The following is a 22,127-nucleotide window of genomic DNA, read 5'->3' as shown; positions in this document are numbered from 1 at the left end:
AGCGATTCCCGCGATATGAAGGGCGCCCCGAGCGTCGTCAGCCGAGGCCCCGCATGCCGATCGATCCGTCCGACTTCAGGGCCGTGCTGGGGCGCTACGCGACCGGCGTGACGATCGTCACCACGCGCGGCGCGGACAGCCGGCCGACCGGGCTCACGGTCAACAGCTTCACCTCGGTCTCTCTGGATCCACCGCTGGTGCTGTTCTGTCTCGACCGGGCGGCCGGCAGCGGTCCGGCCTTCGCCGCCGCCGACTGCTTCGCCGTCAACATCCTGGCCGCCGGTCAGGCCCAGAAGTCGGCCCGGTTCGCCGATCCGGTGGCGGCGCGCTTCGTCGACGACGGGGTCACGACCTGGGAGACCGGGGCGCCGATCCTGTCCGACGCGCTCGCCGCCCTCGACTGCCGGGTGCACGCCCGCCACGATGGCGGCGACCACGTCATCCTGGTCGGCCGGGTGCTGCGGGCCCAGGTCATGCGAGACGAGGCGCCGCTGCTTTACTGGCGGGGCGACTACCGCGGGCTGTCCTGAGGCGACGCCGGTGCTCCCGGGCAGCCGGCTTCAGATCACTTCGCCCCCGAGCGCGCTGGTGCCGAGCAGCCGGGCCTTCATGCCGAGTTCGGCGAACCGCGACATGATCTCGCGGACGTGGTCCGCGTTGCGGGTCTCGATGACCGCATCCAGGTCGGCCTGCTTCACCGGCACGTCATGGAACAGGCGCTGGTGGTAGATCTCGACGATGTTCCCGCCGGTCTCGCCGATGATGCGGGCGACGGTCGCCAGCACCCCGGGCTCGTCGGAGATCTCGATCCGCAGTCGGACCAGCCGGCCGTCGCGCACCAGCCCGCGCATCATGACCGACGCCAGTATCCGGGAATCGATGTTGCCGCCGCAGATCACCGTCGCGACCCGGTGCCCGGCGAACCGCCCGGGCTCATGCAGCAGGGCTGCGATACCCGCGGCGCCGGCGCCTTCGGCGACCACCCGCTGCTCCTCGATGAGCAGTTGCACCGCCCGCTCGATGGCGCGCTCCGGCACCAGCACGATATCGTCGACCAGTTCCGCCACCACCGGCTGGGTCAGCCTGCCCGGGTACTTGACCGCGATGCCCTCGGCCAGGGTGGAGCCGCCGGACGAGGCGGTCAGGCCGTGGATCGCCTCGTACATCGACGGGAAGCTGTCGACCTGGACGCCGAGGATCCGGATGCCGGGCTTCAGGGCCTTGGCGGCGATCGCGATGCCGCTGATCAGGCCGCCGCCGCCGATCGGCACCACCAGCGTGTCGATGTCGGGCGCGGCTTCCAGGATTTCGAGCCCGACGGTTCCCTGGCCGCGGATGATGTCCGGGTCGTCGTAGGGATGTACCAGGACCAGCTTGTGCTCCTCGACCAGCCGCTCGGTTTCGGAACGGCAGTCGGCCAGGGTGCGCCCCACCAGCACCACCCGGGCGCCGTGCGAGCGGGTCCGCTCGACCTTCGAGAACGGCGTGGTCGCGGGCATCACGATGGTGGCCGGGATGCCGAGGCGGGCGGCGTGGTAGGCGACCCCCTGGGCGTGGTTGCCGGCCGACATGGCGATGACCCCGCGCTGGCGCTCGGCGGCGTCCAGGCCGCTCAGCTTCACCAGGGCGCCGCGCTCCTTGAAGGAGCTCGTGTAGTGCTGGGTCTCGAGCTTCAGGAACAGCTGGCAGCCGAGCGCCTTCGACAGGCTCGGACTGTGGACCGTCGGGGTACGAACGACCGAGCCGGCAATGATCCCCGCGGCGTCGCGGATGGCGTTCAGGTCGACCGGAAGCGGCATGGCAGGATCTCTCGGCAGGGTTGCACCGACCGGTGGCCGGCGTTTCCACGTCAAGAATTCGTTAGTCTTGACGTGGCAGTCTATCTCCGGACCGGCTGACTCACGTTGGCATTCGACGCCTCCCGTGGTACAGAACTTCGAGGGAGGCAAGGGGATAGTACGCTTAGCGGCGGGCCCGGCTTTCCGGACGCCGCCTCACGCGGAGGGCGGCGAATTGGCTGCACAACCGCATAGCAGAAGGCTCATGACGCCGCTGGCGATTCTCTTCGCCGGCGCGGTGTTGTGTGCCTCCGGCGCGGCTGTCGCCGACGACAAGTCCGTCCCGGCTCCCGCTTCCTCCACCACCTGGTACATCGTCGGCGGCCCGGACTCCGCGGAGCCGCGTTCCGGCAATGCGCTGTCACTGGAGCCGCGGCCGGCCCGGATCGGGGTGGGCGTGTCCTTCTCGCGCCTCTCGCCGGGCAATGTCATCACCTTCACGGCCGGATCGAGTTCGCCGCGGTCCGAGCCGGACGGCAGTTATGCCTTCCTGGTTTCGGGCGCCTATGACTTCGACACCGGCACCCTGGTAACGCCGCGTGTCGTCGGTGGCGTCGGGGTGAGCTATCTCGGAGCCGATCGGACCACCAGCCTTGTCGGCGGCACCGACCCGACGGCGCGCAGGGAGATGGCGCCGACCGCGCAGATCGGCTTCGGCGCCGACTTCGACCTGGGCGACAGCTGGGCGGTCTCGGCCGAGTACCGCGCGATGTATCTCGGCGAGACCGAGCGGCCGGGCTCGCTCGGCGAGAGCCGCCTCGATCAGAAGTTCACCGTGGGCGCCAAGATCCGGTTCTGAGCCGGTCAAGGCCGCAGCGACAGGCGGGCCGTGTCGTCGTCCGGATCGACGGGGATGGCGAAGCTGCGCCCCGCCGTCCAGTCGCCCTGCCAGGAGCCGAAATACGGCGAGAACAGGTTGCCGGAAGCCCCCAGCGCCGCCGCGAACCGCGATCGTTCCAGATCGGCCAGGTCGTAGACCGCGCGATACGACGCTCCGTGGTTGTGCGGGAATACCGGCCTTTCGCCGTCCCCCCAGGTCCAGGAGCCGCGGCTGACGGTATAGTCGCCGCCGCCGGTGACCGCGCGGCGCTGGAGAAAGCCGCCGATCACCGGCAGTCGACTCCAGATCCGGTGCTCGAAGACGGCCTGGTGGGCGTCGCCCCAGCGCCATTTGGCGACGTCCTCCCCGAACCGCCGGGTCATGGCCGCCATCGCTTCCGACAGCGACCCGGCGACGATGTCCGCACAGTTCTCGATGGTCGCCGTGCGGCGGTCGTCGCACCAGCCCGGCTCGTGCAGGAGGATCCGCAGCAGGGTCGCGGCGCGGATCCGTTGATACCCGCGCAGCAGCCCGCCCAGGTCGTCGGCCAGCAGGCGCTCGTGCAGCGCGGCGGTCCAGGCGGCGAAGATCACCGGCTCCGGCCGCCCGGCCGCCATGTCGCCGTCCCACAGACGCAGCAGGGTCAGGGCCGCTCGCGTGGCCTTGTCGGGCGCCCGGCCGGCCACCAGAGGCAGCAGGACGGGCACCAGGTCGCGGGCGTATCCCGACCGGGTATCGCGCTGGAGGGCAGCCATGGCCTCGACCGAGCCGTCGGCGTCGGCCAGGCGCTCGGCGATCCGATCGGCGCGGTACGGCGCGTCGGGCTCGCGGCCGAAGAACCGGTCCTGCTCCGACGGCCAGACCCGGTTGTTGGCGTTGACGATCGCGCCGGACGCCGGGTCGCGGAGTTTCGGCAGCGCCTCGAACGGCAGCCAGCCCCGCCAGTCCTGCGTCCCGGTCCAGCCCTGTGAAGGCAGGAAGCCGTCACCGACGCGGACCGGCACCCGGCCGGCGGAGACGATGCCGAGTCGGCCGTCGACGTCGGCGAAGGCGACGTTCTGCTGCGGCGCGTGAAATCCGCGCAGCGCCGCGACGAAGGAATCCGCATCGGTCGCTTCGCCCATGCGGAACAGCGCCTCGGCGGTGTCGTCGTCGGCCATCAGCACCGGCGAGGCGAGCGCCAGAACGGTTCCGGCGGCCGCGGCGTCGGCCGCACTCTCCATGACATCGGACACCACCGGCCCGTGCCGGGTCGCGCGCACCGTGAGTTCGAGCGTGCGGTCGCCGGCCCGCAGGGTCTCGGTGCGGGTCGCGAAGGCGGCACTGCCGTCGGGGGTCAGGTAGCGGCCGGGATCGGCCGGGTCGAGCTTCTCGACGAACAGGTCCTGGGTATCGGAGGTGGTCGTCGTCATCGACCAGGCGACCCGGCCGTTGTGGCCGAGCAGCAGGAACGGCACGCCGGGAACGAAGGCGCCGACCCGTCGGTATCCCGGCGTCTCGATGCGGGCCAGCGACCACAGGCCGGGATCGGTGAAGCCGAGATGCGGGTCGCCGGCCAGCACCGGCTTGCCGGTCGGCGTCCGCGACCCGTCGAGGATCCAGACGTTGGATGCAAGCCGCGGGGCCAGCACGTCGGGCAGGGCGGCGGCGATCCGGTCGAGCCGTCCGGCGTCGAGCAGGGAGAGGGCGGTGCCGGATCCGACGGCCGGGGAGGAGGCGTCCGCCCCGGCGCGTGGCGGCTGCGGCCGCTCGGCCCACAAGGTGTCGAGGTCGGCCCGGGTGAGGCCCGCCTTCAGCATGCGGGCGCGCAGGATCTCGCCGAACCAGTTGCCGGCGAGCTGCAGCGACATCAGCCGCCCCCAGACCAGGGAGTCCGCCGGTCGCCAGCGCTCCGGCGAGTGCCCGAGCAGGACGAATTCCGGGGGCAGGGCGCCGGACCGGGTGTCGAGATAGCCGTTCACCCCGGCGGCATAGGCCTCGACATGGGCCCGCGCGGCCGGCGACAGCCGGTCCAGGTTTGCCTCCGCGAGCCGATACAGGCCGAGAGTCCGGAGCATCCGGTCGACCGGTAGTCCGGCCTCCCCGACCACCTCGGCGAGCCGGCCGCTGCCGATCCGCCGGGTCATCTCCATCTGCCAGAGCCGGTCCTGGGCGTGCGCGAAGCCGAGGGCGAAGCTGGCGTCCTCGGGGCTCTCGGCGGTGATGTACAGCACGCCGCGCGAGTCGCGGGTGACCGACGCCGGCTTCGCCAGCCCTGCCAGCCCCTCGACGGTCCCGGCCACCGTCGGCACCGAGGTCCGCAGCCACAGCACGCCGCCGGCGGCCAGCACGTTCAGCGCCAGCAGCACCAGCACGGCGGCCACCACGAAACGCCGGCGGCGGGAGCCGGGGCGCCTCTCGGTCCCGGTCCCGCCGCCGGTCTCGGCCGGGGGCGTCTTCGCCACGCCCCGGGTCAGGTGCGGTTGAAGATGATGGTCTTCTTGTGGGTGAAGTGCTCCAGCATCGACTCCAGCGTCGCCTCCTTGCCGAGGCCGGAGTTCTTCACGCCGCCGTAGCTCAGGCCCGGCTGCACCACCAGGTTCTGGTTGACCTGCACGAAGCCGGCCTCCAACTGCTCGGTGAAGCTCAGCGCCGCCTTCAGGTCGTTGGTCCAGACCGTCGCGGCCAGCCCGTACTCGGTGTCGTTGGCGGCGGCCAGCACCTGGTCGCGGTCGGACCAGCGGAAGATGCAGGTGACCGGGCCGAAGATCTCCTCGCGGGCCAGCCTGCTGTCATGGCCGACCTCGGTGAACACCACCGGGCGGATGAACAGGCCGTCCTTGAACTTCGGGTCGCTCGGCATGGCCGAGCACTCGATCGGCTTGGCGCCCGGCTCCTTGCGGCCATGCTCGATGTAGCCCTGCACCTTGGAGAACTGCTCGGGCGAGATGATCGTGCCGATGTCGGTCTTCTCGTCCAGCGGGTCCCCCATGACCATGGCGTCGACCTTGGCGCGCAGCTTGGCCACGAACTCGTCGTAGACCTTCTCGTGCACGAAGATCCGGCTGGCGGCGGTGCAGGACTGGCCCTGGCGGGTGAAGCGCATGCCGATCACGGCGCCGTCGACCGCCTTGTCGACGTTGGCGTCGTCGAACACGATCATCGGCGACTTGCCGCCGAGTTCCAGGGTCACCGGGATCAGCTTGTCGGCGGCGGTCTTGTAGACGACCTTGCCGGTCTCGACCGAGCCGGTGAAGGTCACCTTGCCGACCTTCCGGTGGGCGACCAGCGGGGCACCGCATTCCGGGCCGAAGCCCGACAGCATCTGGAACACGCCGGCCGGCAGCACCGAGTTCATGATCTGGCAGACCCGCAGGACCGTGAGCGGTGCCTCCTCGGCGGACTTCACGATCACCGCGTTGCCGGCCAGGATCGCCGGGGCGATCTTCAGCGCCATCAGCAGCAGCGGTACGTTCCACGGGATGATCGCGCCGACCACGCCGATCGGCTCGCGCACCGTGATCGTCAGCATGTCCGGATGGTGCGGGACGGTCTCGCCCTTCAGCTCGGAGCCGAGGCCGGCGTGGAAGTAGAAGGCGTCGGCCAGGATCGAGGCCTCGACCCGGCTTTCCGTCCGCAGCGCCTTGCCGGTCTCCAGCGCGATCAGCCGGCCCAGCTCCTCGACATGCTCCTCCAGTGCCTCGGCGCACTTGTAGAGCAGCTTGCCGCGGTCCCGGGCCCGCATCTTCGCCCAGGGCTTCTGGGCCTCGACGGCGGCCTGCACCGCCCGGTCGACGTCCTCGGAATCGCCGGCGGCGCCGAAGCCGATGATCTCGCCGGTCGCCGGATACACCACCTCGAAGGTCTCGCCGGAGGCCGCCGGCACCAGCGCGCCACCGATCAGGTGGCGGCCGGACAGCGACTTGGCGAGGGCGTAGGGATCCAGGTTCGGCTCGAGTGACGGCGCCTGGCCGTAGTCGAGATCGCTTACCATCAGGTTCATCGTCCGATCTCCTTCAGAATCTTGGCGCGGTCCTGGTCCAGGTTGGGGGCCGGCTCGCGCGTGGTGGGGTCGGGGAAGCCCGAGATCTTGACCGGGTTGCCGATCACTTTCATCGGCCCGGTGATCGGGTCCTCGACGTCGACGATCATGTTGCGGGCCGCCGCCTGCGGGTAGGTGACGGCCTGGCCGATGTCGTTGATCGGCCCGGCCGGCACGCCGGCGGCGTCGAGCACCGACATCCAGTGCGCGGTCGGCGCGGTGTTCAGGATCGCCTCGAGCTCGCCCTTCAGGGTCTCGACGTTCTCGGCCCGCTTGGGGTTCGAGACGTAGCGCGGGTCGTCCTTCCACTCCGGCTTGCCGAGGGCGTCGGCCAGCTTGCGGAACAGGCTGTCGTTGCCGGCGGCGATGATGATGTAGCCGTCGCCGGTGGTGAACGCCTCGAACGGGGTGATCGAGGGGTGCCGGGCGCCGAGCGGGCCGGGCGCCTGTCCCGAGGTGAAGTAGCGCATGGCGGCATTCTCGAGCAGCGCCAGCTGGCAGTCGAACATGCCGATGTCGACCTTGGTGGCCTCGCCGGTCATGGCCCGGTGGTACAGCGCGGAGATCACGCCGACCGTGGCGTACAGGCCGGAGCCGATGTCGCCGATCGACATGCCGATGCGGGTCGGCGGGGTGCCGGGATGGCCGGTCACGCTCATGATCCCGCCCATGCCCTGCACGACCATGTCGTAGGCCGGCCGGGTCATGTCCGGGCCGGAATGGCCGAAGCCGGAGGCGGCGGCGTAGATCAGCCTGGGATACTTCGCGTGCAGGCTGTCCCAGCCGTAGCCGAGCTTTTCCATGGTGCCGGGCCGGAAGTTCTCGACGACGACGTCCGCGGTCTCCAGCAGCGCCTCGAAGATCGCCTTGTCGTCGTCCTGCTTCAGGTTGAGCGCGATGCTCTCCTTGCCGCGGTTGATCGACTGGAAATACGCCGACTTGCCGTTGACGAACGGGCCGTAGTGGCGGGCGTCGTCGCCGGTCTCCGGGGTCTCGACCTTGATCACCCTGGCGCCGAGCTCGGCCATCAGCAGGGTGCAGTAGGGGCCGGCCAGGATACGGCTGACGTCGACGACGGTGATTCCGGCGAGGGGACCGGTGCGGGCGTGTTGGCCGTCGGCGGCCATGGGCATGCCTCCCTGCTGCGCTCGTTGGAGTTTCCGGCGGTTTTAGACCACGGCCGTGCGGTGGACAAGGCGACGCCGGCAGGGCGTGCCGGAGAGTGGCGGCGCCTTCCGAATCACCGTATAGCCACGAATATCTCTCAATGGATGCAGGGGGGCATCAGATGTTGCGTACAGGAGTTGCCATCGTGCTGTCGCTGGCGGTCGCCGGTTGCAGCGCGACGCCGAAGGACGGCGAATTGGTGGAAGGAGACGTCCGGATGCAACCGGTCACCCTGTCGACGGATCAGGGGGCGGCCCGGTGCGCCGCCCGATCCATGCTGATGCATCGCTCGCGGGTCAACCCGGTCTGGTCGTCGACTGTCGACGCCCCGGCAACGCTGTTCGTACCGAAGAACGCCCGTGTCTTGGAATTGAGCTGCATCCCTGCCGCCGGCGGTCCGGCGACGGTGCGCTATCTGGCGTCGGAGGAGAGCGCGGAAGCCAAACAGGGCCAGGCGGCGACCGGCGCGATGTTCCTGCTGCTTGGCGGATTGCCGGCCCTGGCGACCGGCGCGGCCCAGCGGACCGACGTCTACGAGTTCCCGCCGACGGTGACCGTCTCGCTGGCTCCGGCCGGCGCGGACCGGGCAAGCTTCGTGTCGCAGCAGGTCGCCGAGGTGGAGCGGGAGACCGAGGAATGGCGCCGGCTACGCTGGTCGATGTGCGAGGCCGAGCGATCGCCCGGTGAAAATGCCCTGGACGCGCGCTGCGAGCAGGGGCTGGACGCGATCAAGAAGCGCAAGGCCGAACTGCTGGCCGGCCTGAAGGCGTTGTAACCGACCTGGCGGGGCAGCCGATCCGCCGGGCTTGGCCGGGCCGCGCTATTCGGCGGCCTTGGCCGGCTTCGCGTCGGCCGCCCGGATGCCGGCGCGGATCAGGTCGAGCGCCTCCTCGGCGTCGCCCCAGCGCTTGACCTGCACCCACTTGTTGGCCTCGAGGTCCTTGTAGTGGGTGAAGAAGTGCTGGATCTGGTCGATCAGGATCTTCGGCAGGTCGCGCCACGAGCCGACGTCGGTGTAGTAGGGGTGCAGCTTGTCGACCGGGACGGTCAGGATCTTCTCGTCCAGGCCGGCCTCGTCCTCCATGATCAGCACCCCGACCGGGCGCACCCGCACCACCGACTTCGGCAGGATCGGCACCTGGCCGGCGACCATCACGTCGACCGGGTCGCCGTCCTCGGACAGGGTGTGCGGGATGAAGCCGTAGTTGACCGGATAGCTCATCGCGGTGTGCAGGAAGCGGTCGACGAACAGCGCGCCGGATTCCTTGTCGAGCTCGTACTTGACCGGATCCGAGCCGAGGCCGACCTCGATGATGACGTTCACGTCGTAGGGCGGGTTGTGGCCGATGGCGATCTTGTCGAGTCTCATGATCCGGTCCTCGTGACCTCGAAATGTTGCGGCGCAACATATCCTGTGCGCCGCAGCGATCAAGCGGCTATTTTCGCAGCACGTCCTTGAGCACGTCGGCGATGATCCGGGTGCCGGCCTCGATCAGCACCACGTCGGTGCCGATGGTCTGCAGTTCGTAGCCCGACGGGATCGACAACTGGCCGGACAGCCCGTTCGGCACGCCGCGCTTGGCGATGCCCGGCGGGATCGGCTTGCCGCGGGCGACGTTCTTGGCGATGCCGGGCGGCAACGCGGTCGCCGGCTGCGGATGCTGCTGGAAGTATCGGGAGATGGTCGTGCGGTCCTGGTCCGACAGCAGCACGCCGGCCAGCACCGCGCCGGCGGCGGCGGCCGCAGCGGCGGTCGCGTCGGTCCCGGATGTCCCGGTCTTGGCCTTGCCGGCCGTCTTGGCGGCGCCGTGGGTGACGGCCTTGTCGGCGGCCTTCTCCGATTTCGAATGGGCCGGAGAACCGCCGGCGAGCGCCAGGCAGGCGACGATGGCGAGGGTGCGGCCAAGCATTCAAGGATCTCCTGTCGGAGGTGAAGTCCGGAACCGCAGCCTATCACGCAAACGGGCCGGCCCCCATGGGGACCGGCCCGCTGCCGACATGTCGGGTCGGGAACGATCAGCCGGCGGCGGCGACCGCCCGCTTGGCCATCACCGCGATCAGGTGCGACCGGTACTCGGCGCTGGCGTGGATGTCCGAGTTCAGGGTACCCGGATCGACCTTGACGCCGGCGACCGCGTCCGGCGACCAGCTGGCCGTCAGCGCCTTCTCCATCTCCGGCACCCGGAACACGCCGTCCTGGCCGGCGCCGGTGACCGCGACCCGGACGCCGCCCGCGGTCTTTGCCACGAACACCCCGACCAGGGCATAGCGCGAGGCCGGGTTGTCGAACTTCACATAGGCGGCCTTCTCGGGCTTCGGGAACGACACCGAGACGATGACCTCGTCATCCGCCAGGTCGGTCTCGAACAGGCCGGTGAAGAAGTCGTCGGCCGCGACCTCGCGGGTGCTGGTCTTGATCGTGGCTCCGAGCGCCAGGCAGCCGGCCGGATAGTCGGCCGCCGGGTCGTTGTTGGCGATCGAGCCGCCGATGGTGCCGCGGTTGCGCACCTGCGGGTCGCCGATGCCGCCGGCGAGCGCCGCCAACGCCGGGATGGCGCCGGCCACCTCGGCCGAGTCGGCGACCGCCGCGTGGGTGGTCATGGCGCCGATGGTGACGGTGCCGCCGGCCACCGAGATGCCGGACAGCTCCTTGACGCCGCTCAGGTCCACGACGTCGGAAGGCTGAGCCAGGCGCTGCTTGAGCGTCGGGATCAGGGTCTGCCCGCCGGCCATGAACTTGCCGTCGTCGGCCCCTTTCAGGGCGCTGACGGCGTCCGCCACGGACGACGGCTTGTGGTAGTCGAATGCGTACATCGTCTGTCTCCTCGGGTCTCGTCCGTGGTCATTCCGCCGCGGCCGCGGGCCGGGCGTTCCGGATGGTCTTCCATACGACCTGCGGGCTGGCCGGCATCTGCATGTCGCGTACGCCGAGGTCCCAAAGCGCGTCGACCAGCGCGTTGATGACCGCCGGCGGCGAGCCGATCGCCCCGACCTCGCCGCAGCCCTTCACGCCCAGCGAGTTGTGGGCGCACAGCGTGCTCTCGGTGCCGACCGAGAAGGACGGCAGGTTGTCGGCGCGCGGCATGGTGTAGTCCATGTACGAGCCGGTCACCAGCTGGCCGTCGTCGTCGTAGACGCAGCCTTCCAGCAGCGCCTGGCCGATGCCCTGGGCGAGGCCGCCGTGGATCTGGCCGGCCACGATCATCGGGTTGATCACCCGCCCGACGTCGTCGACCGCGGTCATCCGCTCGACCGTGACCACCCCGGTATCGGGATCGACCTCGACCTCGCAGATGTGGCAGCCGCCCGGGAAGGTGAAGTTCAGCGGGTCGTAGAACGCCTTCTCGTCCAGCCCGGGCTCCAGCTCCTGGTGCGGGAAGTTGTGCGGGACGTAGGCGGTCAGGGCGACGGCGCCGAACGCCATGCTCTTGTCGGTGCCGGCGACCGTGAAGTTGCCGTCCTTGAACTCGATGTCGGCCTCCGAGGCCTCCAGCACATGGGCGGCGATCTTCTTGGCCTTGGCGATCACCTTGTCGAGCGCCTTGACGATCGCCTCGCCGCCGACCGCCAGCGAGCGCGACCCGTAGGTGCCCATGCCGAACTGCACCTTGTTGGTGTCGCCGTGGCTGATCTCGATGTTCTCCATCGGCAGCCCGAGCTTCTCCGACACCAGCTGGGCGAAGGTCGTCTCGTGGCCCTGGCCGTGGCTGTGCGAGCCGGTGAACACCGTCACCGAGCCGGTCGGATGCACCCGGACCTCGGCCGACTCGTAGAGCCCGGCGCGGGCGCCGAGCGAGCCGACGACGGCCGACGGCGCGATACCGCAGGCCTCCAGGTAGGTCGAGTAGCCGATCCCGCGGCGCTTGCCCTTCGCCTCCGAGGCCTTGCGACGGGCCTCGAAGCCGTCGACGTCGCCGGCCTTCATGGCGGCGTCGAGGGTGGCGAAGTAGTTGCCGCTGTCATACTGCAGCGCCACCGGCGTCTGGTACGGGAAGGCGTCGGTCGGGATGAAGTTGCGACGGCGGATGTCGACCTGGCTGAGCCCCATCTCGCGGGCCGCGCGGTCGACCAGCCGCTCGATCAGGTAGGTCGCCTCCGGCCGGCCGGCACCGCGATAGGCGTCGACCGGGACGGTGTTGGTGAATACTGCCTTCACGTTGCAGTAGATCAGCGGCGTCGTGTAGGTGCCGGCGAGCAGGGTGGCGTACAGATAGGTCGGCACGCAGCTCGCGAAGGTCGACAGGTAGGCGCCCATGTTGGCCTTGGTCTGGACCTTCAGCGCGAGGAACTTGCCCTCGCTGTCCATCGCCAGCTCGGCGTGGGTGATGTGGTCCCGGCCATGGGCGTCGCTGATGAAGGACTCCGAGCGCTCGGCCGTCCACTTGATCGGCCGGCCGACCTTGGGGGCCGCCCAGGTGACGATCGCTTCCTCGGCGTAGTGGTAGATCTTCGAGCCGAAGCCGCCGCCGACGTCCGGCGCCACGACCCGCAGCTTGTGCTCCGGGATCGACAGCACGAACGCGCCCATCAGCAGCCGGATCACATGCGGGTTCTGGCTGGTGGTGAACAGCGTGTACTCGCCGGTCGCCTGGTCGAACTCGCCGACCGCGGCGCGCGGCTCCATCGCGTTCGGGATCAGCCGGTTGTTGACGATGTCGATCCTGGTGACGTGCGCCGCCTTGGCGAACGCCGCGTCGATCTGGCTCTCGTCGCCGATCTCCCAGTCGTAGCAGAGGTTGGTGCCGATCTCGTCATGCACCAGGGTGCCGCCCGCCAGCGCCTTGTTCATGTCGACGACCGCCGGCAGCGGCCCGTAGTCGACCACGATCTTCTCGGCTGCGTCCTTCGCCTGGGCGTAGGTCTCGGCGATGACGACGGCGACCTGGTCGCCGACGCAGCGCACCTTGCCCTGGGCCAGCGGCGGGTGCGGCGGCTCGTGCATCGGCGAGCCGTCCTTGGAATGGACCTGCCAGCCGCAGGGCAGGGAGCCGACCTGCATGTCCTCGCCGGTGAACACCGCCAGCACGCCGTCGGCCGATTTCGCCGCCGAGGTGTCGAGCCTGTTGATCCTGGCGTGGGCCTGCGGGCTGCGCAGGATGTAGGCGTAGGTCTGACCCGGGCGGTTGATGTCGTCGGTATAGTTGCCGCGACCGGTCAGGAACCGCTTGTCTTCGACGCGCTTCACGGCCGCGCCGATACCGGTACCACCATCAGGCATTGTCTCGCTCCCTGTTAGGCCGATTCCCTGTTGCTATTGCTTATTGGGGATCGGTCACGCCGACTGTTGCGCGTGCTGAATCGCCTTCACGATGTTGTGGTACCCGGTGCAGCGGCAGATGTTGCCTTCCAGCCATTCCCGGATCTCGTGCTCGGTCGCCTTCGGGTTCTTCTTCACCAGGTCGACCGCGCTCATCACCATGCCGGGGGTGCAGAAGCCGCACTGCAGGCCGTGATGCTCCTTGAAGGCCGCCTGCATCGGGTGCAGTTCGTCGCCCTTGGCGAGGCCCTCGATGGTGACGACGTCGGCGCCTTCGGCCTGGACCGCCAGCATGGTGCAGGACTTGGCCGAATCGCCGTTGACGTGGACGACGCAGGCACCGCACTGGCTGGTGTCGCAGCCGACATGGGTCCCGGTCAGGCGCAGGTTTTCGCGCAGGAACTGAACGAGCAGGGTGCGGGGCTCGACCTCGCCCGACACCTTCTTGCCGTTCACCGTCATGGTAACCGTGGGCATGCCCTCATCTCCCTCGTGAAGCGTGCGATCTGAAATGTCTGTGTTTCAGGGGGATACCGCAGGCGAGCCATACGGATCGCCGCCCCTTTTCGGCTCCAGTCTCTTTCCCAGTTCGACACAGGTCAAGCGGCGAGGGCGGTAGCCGTTAACCACCCGGCCCGCCGGACCGAGGGGTGCCGCATCCGCATCACCATCCGCTCATTCATTCGATCCGGGCATCGGCTGACGCCGATTTGTGGCATAGTGTCGAGACGGTCGGGGGCGGCCGGTGATCCGCGCGTGGAATCTGCTATATCCCCGTCGGACGGCGACGCCCTCCCTGTGACAAAACGAGGAAGATCGAACGAATGGCCGAACCGCTTCGGGTCCTGCAGCGACCGAAATCCCTGACCGCGCTGGCTGCCGACGAGATCCGCGGCCGTATCGTGCGGGGCGAGCTCGGGTTGGGGACGCCGCTCTCGGAAAATGCCCTGGCTCTCGAGCTCGGAGTCAGCAAGACGCCGATCCGCGAGGCCCTGCTGCAGCTCAAGATGGAGGGGCTGGTCTCGATCCAGCCGCAGCGTGGCAGCTTCGTGTTCGACATGAGCCCGGACGAGATCCGGCAACTCGGGGAACTGCGCGAGACCCTCGAGGTCACCGCGCTCGACGGCGCCATGAAGCGGCGCAGCGAACCGCTGGTCGCCGCCCTGACCGTGATCGTCGACGCCATGGCCGAGGCGGTCCATTCGGCGGACAACGGTCGCTACCGGGTGCTGGATGCGGCGTTCCACCGGGCGCTGTTCGAGCATGCCGGAAACTGCTACCTGGCCGACTGCTACGGCGGCTTCGCGTTCCGGATCCAGGCCCTGCGGGCGCGACTGTGCGGCGACCCGGCGCTGAACGCGGTGTCGCTGCGCGATCACGCCCGGCTGCGCGACCTGATCGCCGAGGGCGACCGCGACAGCGCCCGCGCCCTGCTGGTCTCCCACATGACCCGGACGATCGGCGACTATCTCGCCAGCATGGAACAGGCTGCGGCCGCCGACTGACCGGCGAGATCGCGGGTTCTCAGCCGGTCGCTTCGTGGATCCCGGAGCCGCCCCGGATCAAGTCCGGGACCCTCCGGGATGACGAAGTGAGTGTTGGATCCGGGAGGAAGGGCGGACAAGTCCTCCCCAATTTCGTCATTCCGGAGGGGACGCGCGAGCGTTCGGCTCCGGAACCCACCCGCCGCCGCGATCAGTGGGGTAGCGTTCGGCCGTTCAGTACACGACGACGCTGCGGATCGACTTGCCCTCGTGCATCAGGTCGAAGCCGTGGTTGATCTGCTCGAGCGGCATGGTGTGGGTGATCAGGTCGTCGATGTTGACCTTCCCGTCCATGTACCAGTCGACGATCTTCGGGACGTCCGTCCGGCCCCTGGCGCCGCCGAAGGCGGTGCCGCGCCAGGACCGGCCGGTCACCAGCTGGAACGGCCGCGTGGAGATCTCCTGGCCGGCGCCGGCGACCCCGATGATGATGCTCTCGCCCCAGCCTTTATGAGCACACTCAAGCGCTTGTCGCATTGTGTTCACATTTCCGATGCACTCGAAGGAATAGTCGGCGCCACCGCCGGTCAGCTCGACCAGATGCCCCACCAGGTCGCCCTGGATGTCCTTCGGGTTCACGAAATGCGTCATGCCGAACTTGGCGGCCAGCTCCTTGCGGGCCGGGTTCAGGTCGACGCCGACGATCATGTTGGCGCCGACCATGCGGGCGCCCTGCACGACGTTCAGGCCGATGCCGCCGAGCCCGAACACCACGACGTTCGCGCCGGGCTCGACCTTGGCGGTGTTGATCACCGCCCCGATCCCGGTGGTCACGCCGCAGCCGATGTAGCAGACCTTGTCGAACGGGGCGTCGCTGCGGATCTTCGCGAGCGCGATTTCCGGCAGCACCGTGTAGTTCGAGAAGGTCGAGCAGCCCATGTAGTGGAACAGCGGCTTCCCGTTCAGCGAGAACCGCGAGCTGCCGTCCGGCATCAGCCCCTTGCCCTGGGTGCTGCGGATCGCCTGGCACAGGTTGGTCTTCGGGTTCAGGCAGTATTCGCACTCCCGGCATTCCGGGGTGTACAGCGGGATCACGTGGTCGCCGGCCTTCAGGCCCTTCACGCCGGGGCCGACCTCGACCACGACGCCGGCGCCCTCATGCCCGAGAATCGACGGGAAGATGCCTTCCGGGTCACCGCCCGACAGGGTGAAGGCGTCGGTGTGGCAGATGCCGGTGGCCTTGACCTCGACCAGGACCTCGCCGGCCTTGGGGCCTTCCAGGTCGACGTCGGCGATCTCCAGCGGCCTGCCGGCTTCGACGGCGATGGCGGCGCGTGCCTTCATGGCTTCCTCCCGGATGTTCGTGTCGGCCGGCGGCGGGCGCCGGTATCGGGTCAGCTGTTATCGGGTCAGCTGTGCGCGGATACCAGGAACAGCACGACGCCGGCGGCGAGCAGCCCCCAGCTGACCACCACGGCCCAGTGCAGGCCGTTGTAGACGTTCTCGTCCGGGATCCCGAGGCGCTTCATTTCTTCCTTGAGCGGATTGCTGGCAGCCACCGACGTATCCTCCTTGGCGTGATGTTGATCCTGGTGCGCGGCCGCGGCGCCGGCCGCCGCCGGCGCGGTACCGCCGGCGCGGCTGGCCGCGATCTCGCTGAACGTCGCGAAGAAGTCGTTCGCGTATTTCCTGGCGGTCGAGTCGATCAGCCGGGCGCCGATCTGCGCCAGCTTGCCGCCGACCGAGGCGTTGACCTCGTAGCTCAGGACGGTCGCGGCGCCGCCCTCGGCGTCGGCCAGGCTGACCTTGGCCCCGCCCTTGGCGAAGCCGGCGGCCCCGCCCTTGCCCTCGCCGGAGATGGTGTAGCCGTTCGGCGGGTCGATGTCGGACAGCGTGACCTGGCCGCCGAACTTGGCCTTCACCGGTCCGACCTTCACCGAGACCTTGGCGGCGAAGCCGTCGTCGCCGGTCCGCTCGATCTCCTCGCAGCCCGGAATGCACTGCTTCAGCACGTCGGGGTCGTTGAGCGCCTCCCAGACCGTCTGGCGGGGGGCCGGGATCGTGTGCTGGCCGGTCATGTCCATGGCGGTAGACCTTTCGTGGGCGGGTCCGTGATCGGATACCGCTTAACAAATTTGCCGGGGCGCTGCCACAACCGGCCGCAGGGCGGTCAGCCGGCGGCGTAGCCGACGACCAGCACCACCAGCAGCAGGGCGGCCACCCAGGCGACCCCGTTGCCGACCCGGACGGTCCGGCCGACCAGGCCGTTCGGGCCGAAGTTGCGGGCCGCGCCGTCGATGGCGAGCGACAGCAGGGCGATGCTTCCCGAGGTCAGTCGGGTCCAGCTCGCGTCGATGCTGCGGCCGACGCCAAGCGTCAGCCAGGGCAGGAGCTTGCGGTAGACCACATCGGTGTCGAGGTTGGTCGAGCGCAGCTCCGGCGGGTACAGGCCGGTCCGCATCAGGAAGGTGAAGGCCAGTGCGGCGAACAGCAGCAGCTGCAGCTGGGTGAACACATGCGCGGCGGTATAGGGCACGAAGTCGACCGGGAAGGGGAGCATCGCATAGAGCGGCTCCGGCCAGATGCCGATCCCGATGCACAGGGCCGAGGTGGCGGCCATCGCCAGCAGCATGTTCCAGGGCGCTTCCTTCGGCCGGCGCCCGCTGTCGTGGGCGAAGAAGGCGAAGAACGGCACCTTGATGCCGGAATGGTGGAACACGCCGGCCGACGCGAACAGCAGCACGCCCCAGACCACGAAATGGCCCTCGCCGGCCGCCGCGGTCAGGATCATCGACTTGGAGATGAAGCCGGAGAACAGCGGGAACGCGGAGATCGAGGCGGCGCCGACGATGCAGAACCCGGTGGTCCAGGGCATGGTCTTGTAGAGCCCGCCGAGCTCGGAGCCCTTGCAGGTTCCGGTGCGGAACAGCACCGCCCCCATCGCCATGAACAGCAGCGCCTTGTAGAGGATGTGCGAGAAGGCGTGGGCGGCGGTGCCGTTCAGCGCCATCTCGGTGCCGATCCCGACGCCGACCACCATGAAGCCGAGCTGGTTGTTCAGGCTATAGGCCAGCACCCGCCGCAGGTCGTTCTCGATCACCGCGTAGAAGATCGGGAAGGCGGTCATGATCGCGCCGATCCAGATCAGCATCTCGGTGCCGGCGAACGAGCGCGCCAGGGCGTAGACCGCGAGCTTGGTGGTGAAGGCGGACAGGATCACCGTGCCGGTCACGGTGGCCTCCGGATACGCGTCCTGCAGCCAGTTGTGCAGCAGCGGGAACGCGCATTTGACGCCGAAGGCGATCAGGATCAGCGCCCCGCCGGGGGACTCCAGGCCGATGTTCCCGAAGGCGATCGAGCCGGTGCCGTGCACGTGGAACAGGATGCCGGCCAGCAGGATCACGCCGGAACCGACCTGGACGATCAGGTAGCGCATGCCGGCCCGGTACGCCCGGTCGGTGCCGGCCGCCCAGATCAGCACCACCGAGGCGATCGCCGTGAGCTCCCAGAACACGAACAGCGAGACCAGGTCGCCGACCAGGGCCGCGCCGATCGCAGCACCGGCGTAGATCTGCGCCGCCGTGCGCTGCATCCGGTCGCGCTCATGCCATGCGTAGAGGTTCCCGAGGAACAGCGCGATCAGGAAGATCGTGCCGAACACGACGCTGAGCTTGTCGACCCGCAGCATCTGCAGGTCCAGCCCCATGAAGGCGAGGGCGCCGTGCTCGCCGGCCGGGATCAGATGGAGATAGCCCAGGACCGCCGCCGGCAGCGCCAGCACGTAGACGCGGGCGAGGGCCGGCGCCATCAGTGGCACCAGCAGCCCGCCGAGGATGACCAGCAGGCCCGGATTCAGGGGCATCGCCAGCTCAGCGATCGCGGTCATAGTAGTCCTCGTCGCGCATCAGGATCTTCCGCAGCCACTTGGCGGCCAGCACCAGCCCAACCGAGCCGACGAAACCGTAGATCGCGTAGAAGCCGAACAGGTACTCGACCTTGAACACCGGGTGCTTCTCGTAGACCAGGTCGCTCAGGAACAGCAGGGCGCAGACCGCGACCAGCGCCCAGACCACCTTGGTCACGTTCCGCGGTTCGTCCAGCCAGCGCGGCTTCTCGCCCGGCGGGGGGGATGAGGAGTGTTGCGCCATCGTCACCTCCCGGCCATCACTGGACCAGCGGTCGCAGCAGGGCGACCACGGCGTCGAAGTAGAAGAACAGCACGATGCAGCCGGCCGCGGTCAGGCAGGGCGGCAGCACGCACAGCAGCGGCGCCTCCTGGATGCCGTCCTTGACGGGAGCGGCGGCGGCCCCCACCGACTGCGGCACCGGCCCGGCCGACGGCTTGAGGAAGCCGCGCGCCACCACCGGGATGAGGTAGCCGATGTTGAGCAGCGAACTGACCATGTAGATCGCCACCACGAACCACATGCCGGCGTCTACCGCGCCGAGCCCCAGGTACCACTTGCTCCACACCCCCGCGAACGGCGGCAGGCCGATGATACTGAGCGCGCCGATCAGGAAGGCGCCGTAGGTGAACGGCATCTTGCGGCCGAGGCCGTCCATGTCGCTGATCTCGGTCTTGTGGGTCGCCACGTAGATGGCGCCGGCGCACATGAACAGCGTGATCTTGCCGAGGGCGTGGGTGGCGATGTGCAGGGCGCCGCCGAGCACCCCGAAGGAGGTCGCGAGCGCCGCGCCGAGCACGATGTAGGAAAGCTGGCTGATCGTCGAATAGGCCAGTCGGGCCTTCAGGTTGTCCTTGGTCAACGCGACCAGCGACGCGGTGATCAGGGTGAACGACGCGACCCCGATCAGCCACTGCGAGGCGCCGGTCTCGGCCAGCAGGTCGATGCCGAAGATGTAGATCACCACCTTCAGGACCGTGAACACGCCGGCCTTCACGACCGCCACCGCATGCAGCAGGGCGCTGACCGGGGTCGGCGCCACCATCGCCGACGGCAGCCAGCGGTGGAACGGCATCAGCGCCGCCTTGCCGATGCCGAACATGTAGAGCGCCAGGAGGAACGGCAGCAGCGTCGGCTCGACCTTGTCGCGCAGGATGCCGCCGGCCGCGAAGTCGAGGGTGCCGGCCGCCAGCCAGGTCCAGATGATCGCGACCATCTGGAAGCCGATCGATGTGCCGATCAGCAGGCCGAGATAGATCCGCGCGCCGCGCTTGGCCTCCTCGGTCTCCTTGTGCGCGACCAGCGGGTAGGTCGACAGCGTCAGGGTCTCGTAGAAGATGAACAGGGTGAACATGTTGCCGGCGAAGGCGATGCCCATCGCACTGCTGATCGCGATCGCGAAGCAGACGTAGAACCGGGTCTGCTTGTGCTCGTGATTGCCCCGCATGTAGCCGATCGAATACAGCGAGTTCACGATCCACAGGCCGCTGGCGACGCAGGCGAACAGCATGCCGAGCGGCTCGATCTCCAGGGCCAGCGGCAGGCCCGGCACCACTTCGATCAGGGTCACCGCCGGCCGGGCACCGGCCAGCACGTCCTGCAGCAGGCTGTAGACGACGGTCGCCAGCGCCAGCGACGTCACCAGGGTGACCGCCTCGCGCAGGTTCGGCCGGCTGCCGGTCAGCGCGATGAACAGCGTGCCGATCAGCGGCAGCAGCAGGGTGGCGGCGAGCAGAAAGGACGGGCTCATGGCGCCACTCCCAGCAGGCCCATGGCCGCGGTCCGGGCGACCGTGACCGTGTAGTCGGCATCGATGCCGAACCAGATGTTGGCGAGCACCAGGATCCAGGTCGGGACCAGCATCGACAGCGGCGCCTCGCGAACCACGCGGCCGGCCGGCGGCTCCTTCAGATAGGCGGCCTCGACCACCTTCCAGACGTAGATCACGGCCAGCAGCGAGCTCACCATGATGAAGGCCGCGATCCACCAGCGGCCGTCCTCGAGGGTGGCGAGAACCAGGTACCACTTGCTGATGAAGCCGACCGTCAGCGGCACGCCGATCAGGCTGAGGCCGCCGGCGACGAACGCCGCCATGGTCCACGGCATCTGCCGGCCGAGCCCGCGCACGCCCTGGATCGTGACGTCGCCGACCCGCAGCATCACGCAGCCGAGCGCCAGGAACAGCGCGCCCTTCATCAGGGCGTGGTTGAACAGGTGCAGGATCGCCGCGGTCAGGCCGGTGACGCTGCCGAAGGAGATGCCGAGCACCATGTAGCCGAGCTGCGCGACGCTGGAATAGGCCAGCAGGCGCTTCAGGTTGTACTGGTAGATCGCGGCGATGGTGGCGGCGACCATGGCGATCAGTGCCAGCGGCAGCAGCACGTAGTCCATGGTCAGCGCCATGAACCCGTAGGTCGGCGCAAACACCACGAACATGAAGCGCAGCAGGACGTAGACCGACACCTTGGTGGAGGTCGCGGCCAGGAACGCGGTGCCGGTCGACGGCGCGTAGGTGTAGGCGTTCGGCAGCCAGGTGTGCAGCGGGAACAGCGCCAGCTTCAGCCCCATGCCGACGACCACGAAGGCGAAGGCGACATGGACGGTCCGGTTGTCCTGCAGGGCCGGGATGCGCTGGCTCAGGTCGATGATGTTCAGGGTGCCGGTGACCATGTACAGCAGCCCGACGCCGATCACGAAGAAGGTCGCGCCGACCGTCCCGAGGACCAGGTAGTTGTAGGCCGCGGTCAGGGCCCGGCGATCCATGCCGGCGCCGGCGGCGACCAGGATGTAGGACGACAGCGAGGTGATCTCGAGGAACACGAAGACGTTGAAGGCGTCGCCGGTGATCGTGACCCCGAGCAGGCCGGCCAGGCACAGCAGGTAGGCGGTGTAGTACAGGCCGTGCTGGCTGGCCGGGATCTCGGCGAGCACGCTGCGCCGGGCGTAGGGCATCACCGCGGCGCCGATCGCGGAGACCAGCACCAGGACGATTGCGTTGGTGGCGTCGACCACGTACTCGATGCCCCACGGGGCGGCCCAGCCGCCGATCTCGTAGCGGATGGTGCCACCGTCCATCACCGCCTGCAGCAGCAGGACCGCGGTCGCGAAGGCCGCCCAGCTGACCAGCGTGGCGAACCCCCACGCGATGTTGCTGCGCTTCAGCAGGAAGCAGAGCGGGGCCGAAATCAGCGGCACCACGACCTGCAGGATCGGCAGGTGGCCCGCGAGCGCGGACAGCGTGGAACTCATCGGCTTGGTCCCGCCAGGTCGGCCGCCATGTCGCGGTTCTCCGCCTCGTCGATCTCGTCGTCCTCGATGGACTCGTAGGCTTCGCGGATCCGCACCACCAGCGCCAGCCCCAGCGCGGTCGTGGCGATTCCGACCACGATGGCGGTCAGGATCAGCACATGCGGGACCGGGTTTGAGAACACCTCGTCCTTGCCGGTCAGGATCGGCGCGGTGCCGCCCGCGACCTTGCCCAGGGAGATGTAGAGCAGGAACACCGAGGTCTGGAACACGTTGAGCCCGATGATCTTCTTCACCAGGTTGCCGCGCGCCACGACGACGTAAAGGCCCACCATCATCAGGACGATGACGATCCAGTAGTTGTACTTGGCCAGGAAGAGCTCGAGCAT

General features: G+C 68.9%; 20 protein-coding genes. 4 read left to right on the top strand and 16 right to left on the bottom strand.

Annotated features, from left to right (window positions below):
• Positions 1–53 precede the first annotated feature (53 nt).
• Complete coding sequence (locus tag RIC31_RS25310) at positions 54–530, top strand: flavin reductase family protein (protein ID WP_350114849.1); 477 nt, start codon at positions 54–56, stop codon at positions 528–530.
• Positions 531–560: 30 nt separating this feature from the next.
• Here the strand turns inward: RIC31_RS25310 and RIC31_RS25305 are convergent, their stop codons facing one another.
• Entirely contained in the window at positions 561–1,799 is a 1,239-nt protein-coding gene (locus RIC31_RS25305; protein ID WP_350114846.1) for a threonine ammonia-lyase, read from the bottom strand.
• Between the two features lie 124 nt (positions 1,800–1,923).
• Between RIC31_RS25305 and RIC31_RS25300 the strand changes: the two genes are divergently transcribed.
• Positions 1,924–2,637, top strand: a complete 714-nt coding sequence (locus tag RIC31_RS25300; RefSeq protein WP_350114843.1) for an outer membrane protein — start codon at positions 1,924–1,926, stop codon at positions 2,635–2,637.
• Positions 2,638–2,642: 5 nt separating this feature from the next.
• Here the strand turns inward: RIC31_RS25300 and RIC31_RS25295 are convergent, their stop codons facing one another.
• Genes RIC31_RS25295 through RIC31_RS25285 form a run of 3 tightly spaced genes read right to left on the bottom strand, consistent with a single transcriptional unit; the run spans position 2,643 to position 7,806 of the window.
• Positions 2,643–5,102: a penicillin acylase family protein gene (locus tag RIC31_RS25295; protein WP_350114840.1), complete on the bottom strand. Its 2,460-nt coding sequence runs from the start codon at positions 5,100–5,102 to the stop codon at positions 2,643–2,645.
• 8 nt (positions 5,103–5,110) lie between these two features.
• A complete protein-coding gene (locus tag RIC31_RS25290) occupies positions 5,111–6,640 on the bottom strand; it encodes an aldehyde dehydrogenase family protein (protein ID WP_350114837.1) in 1,530 nt (509 codons plus the stop codon).
• Positions 6,637–7,806 (bottom strand): CaiB/BaiF CoA transferase family protein, encoded by a 1,170-nt coding sequence (locus RIC31_RS25285; protein WP_350114834.1) that lies wholly within the window; start codon positions 7,804–7,806, stop codon positions 6,637–6,639. The genes RIC31_RS25290 and RIC31_RS25285 overlap by 4 nt, the downstream gene beginning before the upstream one ends.
• A 185-nt stretch (positions 7,807–7,991) precedes the next feature.
• On the opposite strand from RIC31_RS25285, the gene RIC31_RS25280 reads away from it, so the two are divergent.
• On the top strand, positions 7,992–8,621 hold the full coding sequence (locus RIC31_RS25280) for a hypothetical protein (protein ID WP_350114831.1): 630 nt from the start codon (positions 7,992–7,994) through the stop codon (positions 8,619–8,621).
• 45 nt (positions 8,622–8,666) lie between these two features.
• Here the strand turns inward: RIC31_RS25280 and ppa are convergent, their stop codons facing one another.
• The 5 genes from ppa to RIC31_RS25255 all read right to left on the bottom strand — a co-directional run bounded on the left by ppa (position 8,667) and on the right by RIC31_RS25255 (position 13,580).
• Complete coding sequence (ppa, locus tag RIC31_RS25275; protein ID WP_350114828.1) at positions 8,667–9,215, bottom strand: inorganic diphosphatase; 549 nt, start codon at positions 9,213–9,215, stop codon at positions 8,667–8,669.
• 67 nt (positions 9,216–9,282) lie between these two features.
• Positions 9,283–9,756, bottom strand: coding sequence for an anti-virulence regulator CigR family protein (locus tag RIC31_RS25270; RefSeq protein ID WP_350114825.1), 474 nt, complete (start codon positions 9,754–9,756; stop codon positions 9,283–9,285).
• Positions 9,757–9,862: 106 nt separating this feature from the next.
• Positions 9,863–10,660 (bottom strand): FAD binding domain-containing protein, encoded by a 798-nt coding sequence (locus RIC31_RS25265; protein ID WP_350114823.1) that lies wholly within the window; start codon positions 10,658–10,660, stop codon positions 9,863–9,865.
• A gap of 28 nt (positions 10,661–10,688) precedes the next feature.
• Positions 10,689–13,064, bottom strand: coding sequence for a xanthine dehydrogenase family protein molybdopterin-binding subunit (locus tag RIC31_RS25260; RefSeq protein WP_350114820.1), 2,376 nt, complete (start codon positions 13,062–13,064; stop codon positions 10,689–10,691).
• A 54-nt stretch (positions 13,065–13,118) separates the two neighbouring features.
• Positions 13,119–13,580: a (2Fe-2S)-binding protein gene (locus RIC31_RS25255; RefSeq protein ID WP_350114817.1), complete on the bottom strand. Its 462-nt coding sequence runs from the start codon at positions 13,578–13,580 to the stop codon at positions 13,119–13,121.
• A 347-nt stretch (positions 13,581–13,927) separates the two neighbouring features.
• On the opposite strand from RIC31_RS25255, the gene RIC31_RS25250 reads away from it, so the two are divergent.
• On the top strand, positions 13,928–14,608 hold the full coding sequence (locus tag RIC31_RS25250) for a GntR family transcriptional regulator (protein ID WP_350114814.1): 681 nt from the start codon (positions 13,928–13,930) through the stop codon (positions 14,606–14,608).
• Between the two features lie 213 nt (positions 14,609–14,821).
• On the opposite strand, the gene RIC31_RS25245 is transcribed toward RIC31_RS25250, so the two are convergent.
• The 7 genes from RIC31_RS25245 to RIC31_RS25215 form a co-directional block, all read right to left on the bottom strand.
• Positions 14,822–15,931, bottom strand: coding sequence for an S-(hydroxymethyl)glutathione dehydrogenase/class III alcohol dehydrogenase (locus RIC31_RS25245; RefSeq protein WP_350114811.1), 1,110 nt, complete (start codon positions 15,929–15,931; stop codon positions 14,822–14,824).
• 65 nt (positions 15,932–15,996) lie between these two features.
• Entirely contained in the window at positions 15,997–16,671 is a 675-nt protein-coding gene (locus RIC31_RS25240; protein ID WP_350114808.1) for an SRPBCC family protein, read from the bottom strand.
• 86 nt (positions 16,672–16,757) lie between these two features.
• Positions 16,758–18,473 (bottom strand): Na(+)/H(+) antiporter subunit D, encoded by a 1,716-nt coding sequence (locus RIC31_RS25235; RefSeq protein ID WP_350114805.1) that lies wholly within the window; start codon positions 18,471–18,473, stop codon positions 16,758–16,760.
• Positions 18,457–18,735, bottom strand: coding sequence for a hypothetical protein (locus RIC31_RS25230; protein ID WP_350114802.1), 279 nt, complete (start codon positions 18,733–18,735; stop codon positions 18,457–18,459). The genes RIC31_RS25235 and RIC31_RS25230 overlap by 17 nt, the downstream gene beginning before the upstream one ends.
• A 16-nt stretch (positions 18,736–18,751) precedes the next feature.
• On the bottom strand, positions 18,752–20,242 hold the full coding sequence (locus tag RIC31_RS25225; protein ID WP_350114799.1) for a monovalent cation/H+ antiporter subunit D family protein: 1,491 nt from the start codon (positions 20,240–20,242) through the stop codon (positions 18,752–18,754).
• Positions 20,239–21,741 (bottom strand): monovalent cation/H+ antiporter subunit D family protein, encoded by a 1,503-nt coding sequence (locus RIC31_RS25220; protein ID WP_350114796.1) that lies wholly within the window; start codon positions 21,739–21,741, stop codon positions 20,239–20,241. Before RIC31_RS25220 ends, RIC31_RS25225 begins: the two co-directional genes overlap by 4 nt.
• The gene (locus RIC31_RS25215; protein WP_350114793.1) at positions 21,738–22,127 is read right to left on the bottom strand and encodes a cation:proton antiporter subunit C; all 390 of its coding nucleotides are present in this window, start codon (positions 22,125–22,127) and stop codon (positions 21,738–21,740) included. Before RIC31_RS25215 ends, RIC31_RS25220 begins: the two co-directional genes overlap by 4 nt.

Source organism: Thalassobaculum sp., from assembly GCF_040219615.1.
GTDB lineage: Bacteria > Pseudomonadota > Alphaproteobacteria > Thalassobaculales > Thalassobaculaceae > Thalassobaculum_A.
Note: the sequence above shows the minus strand (reverse complement) of the source record. Positions and strands in the feature narration are given on the sequence as shown.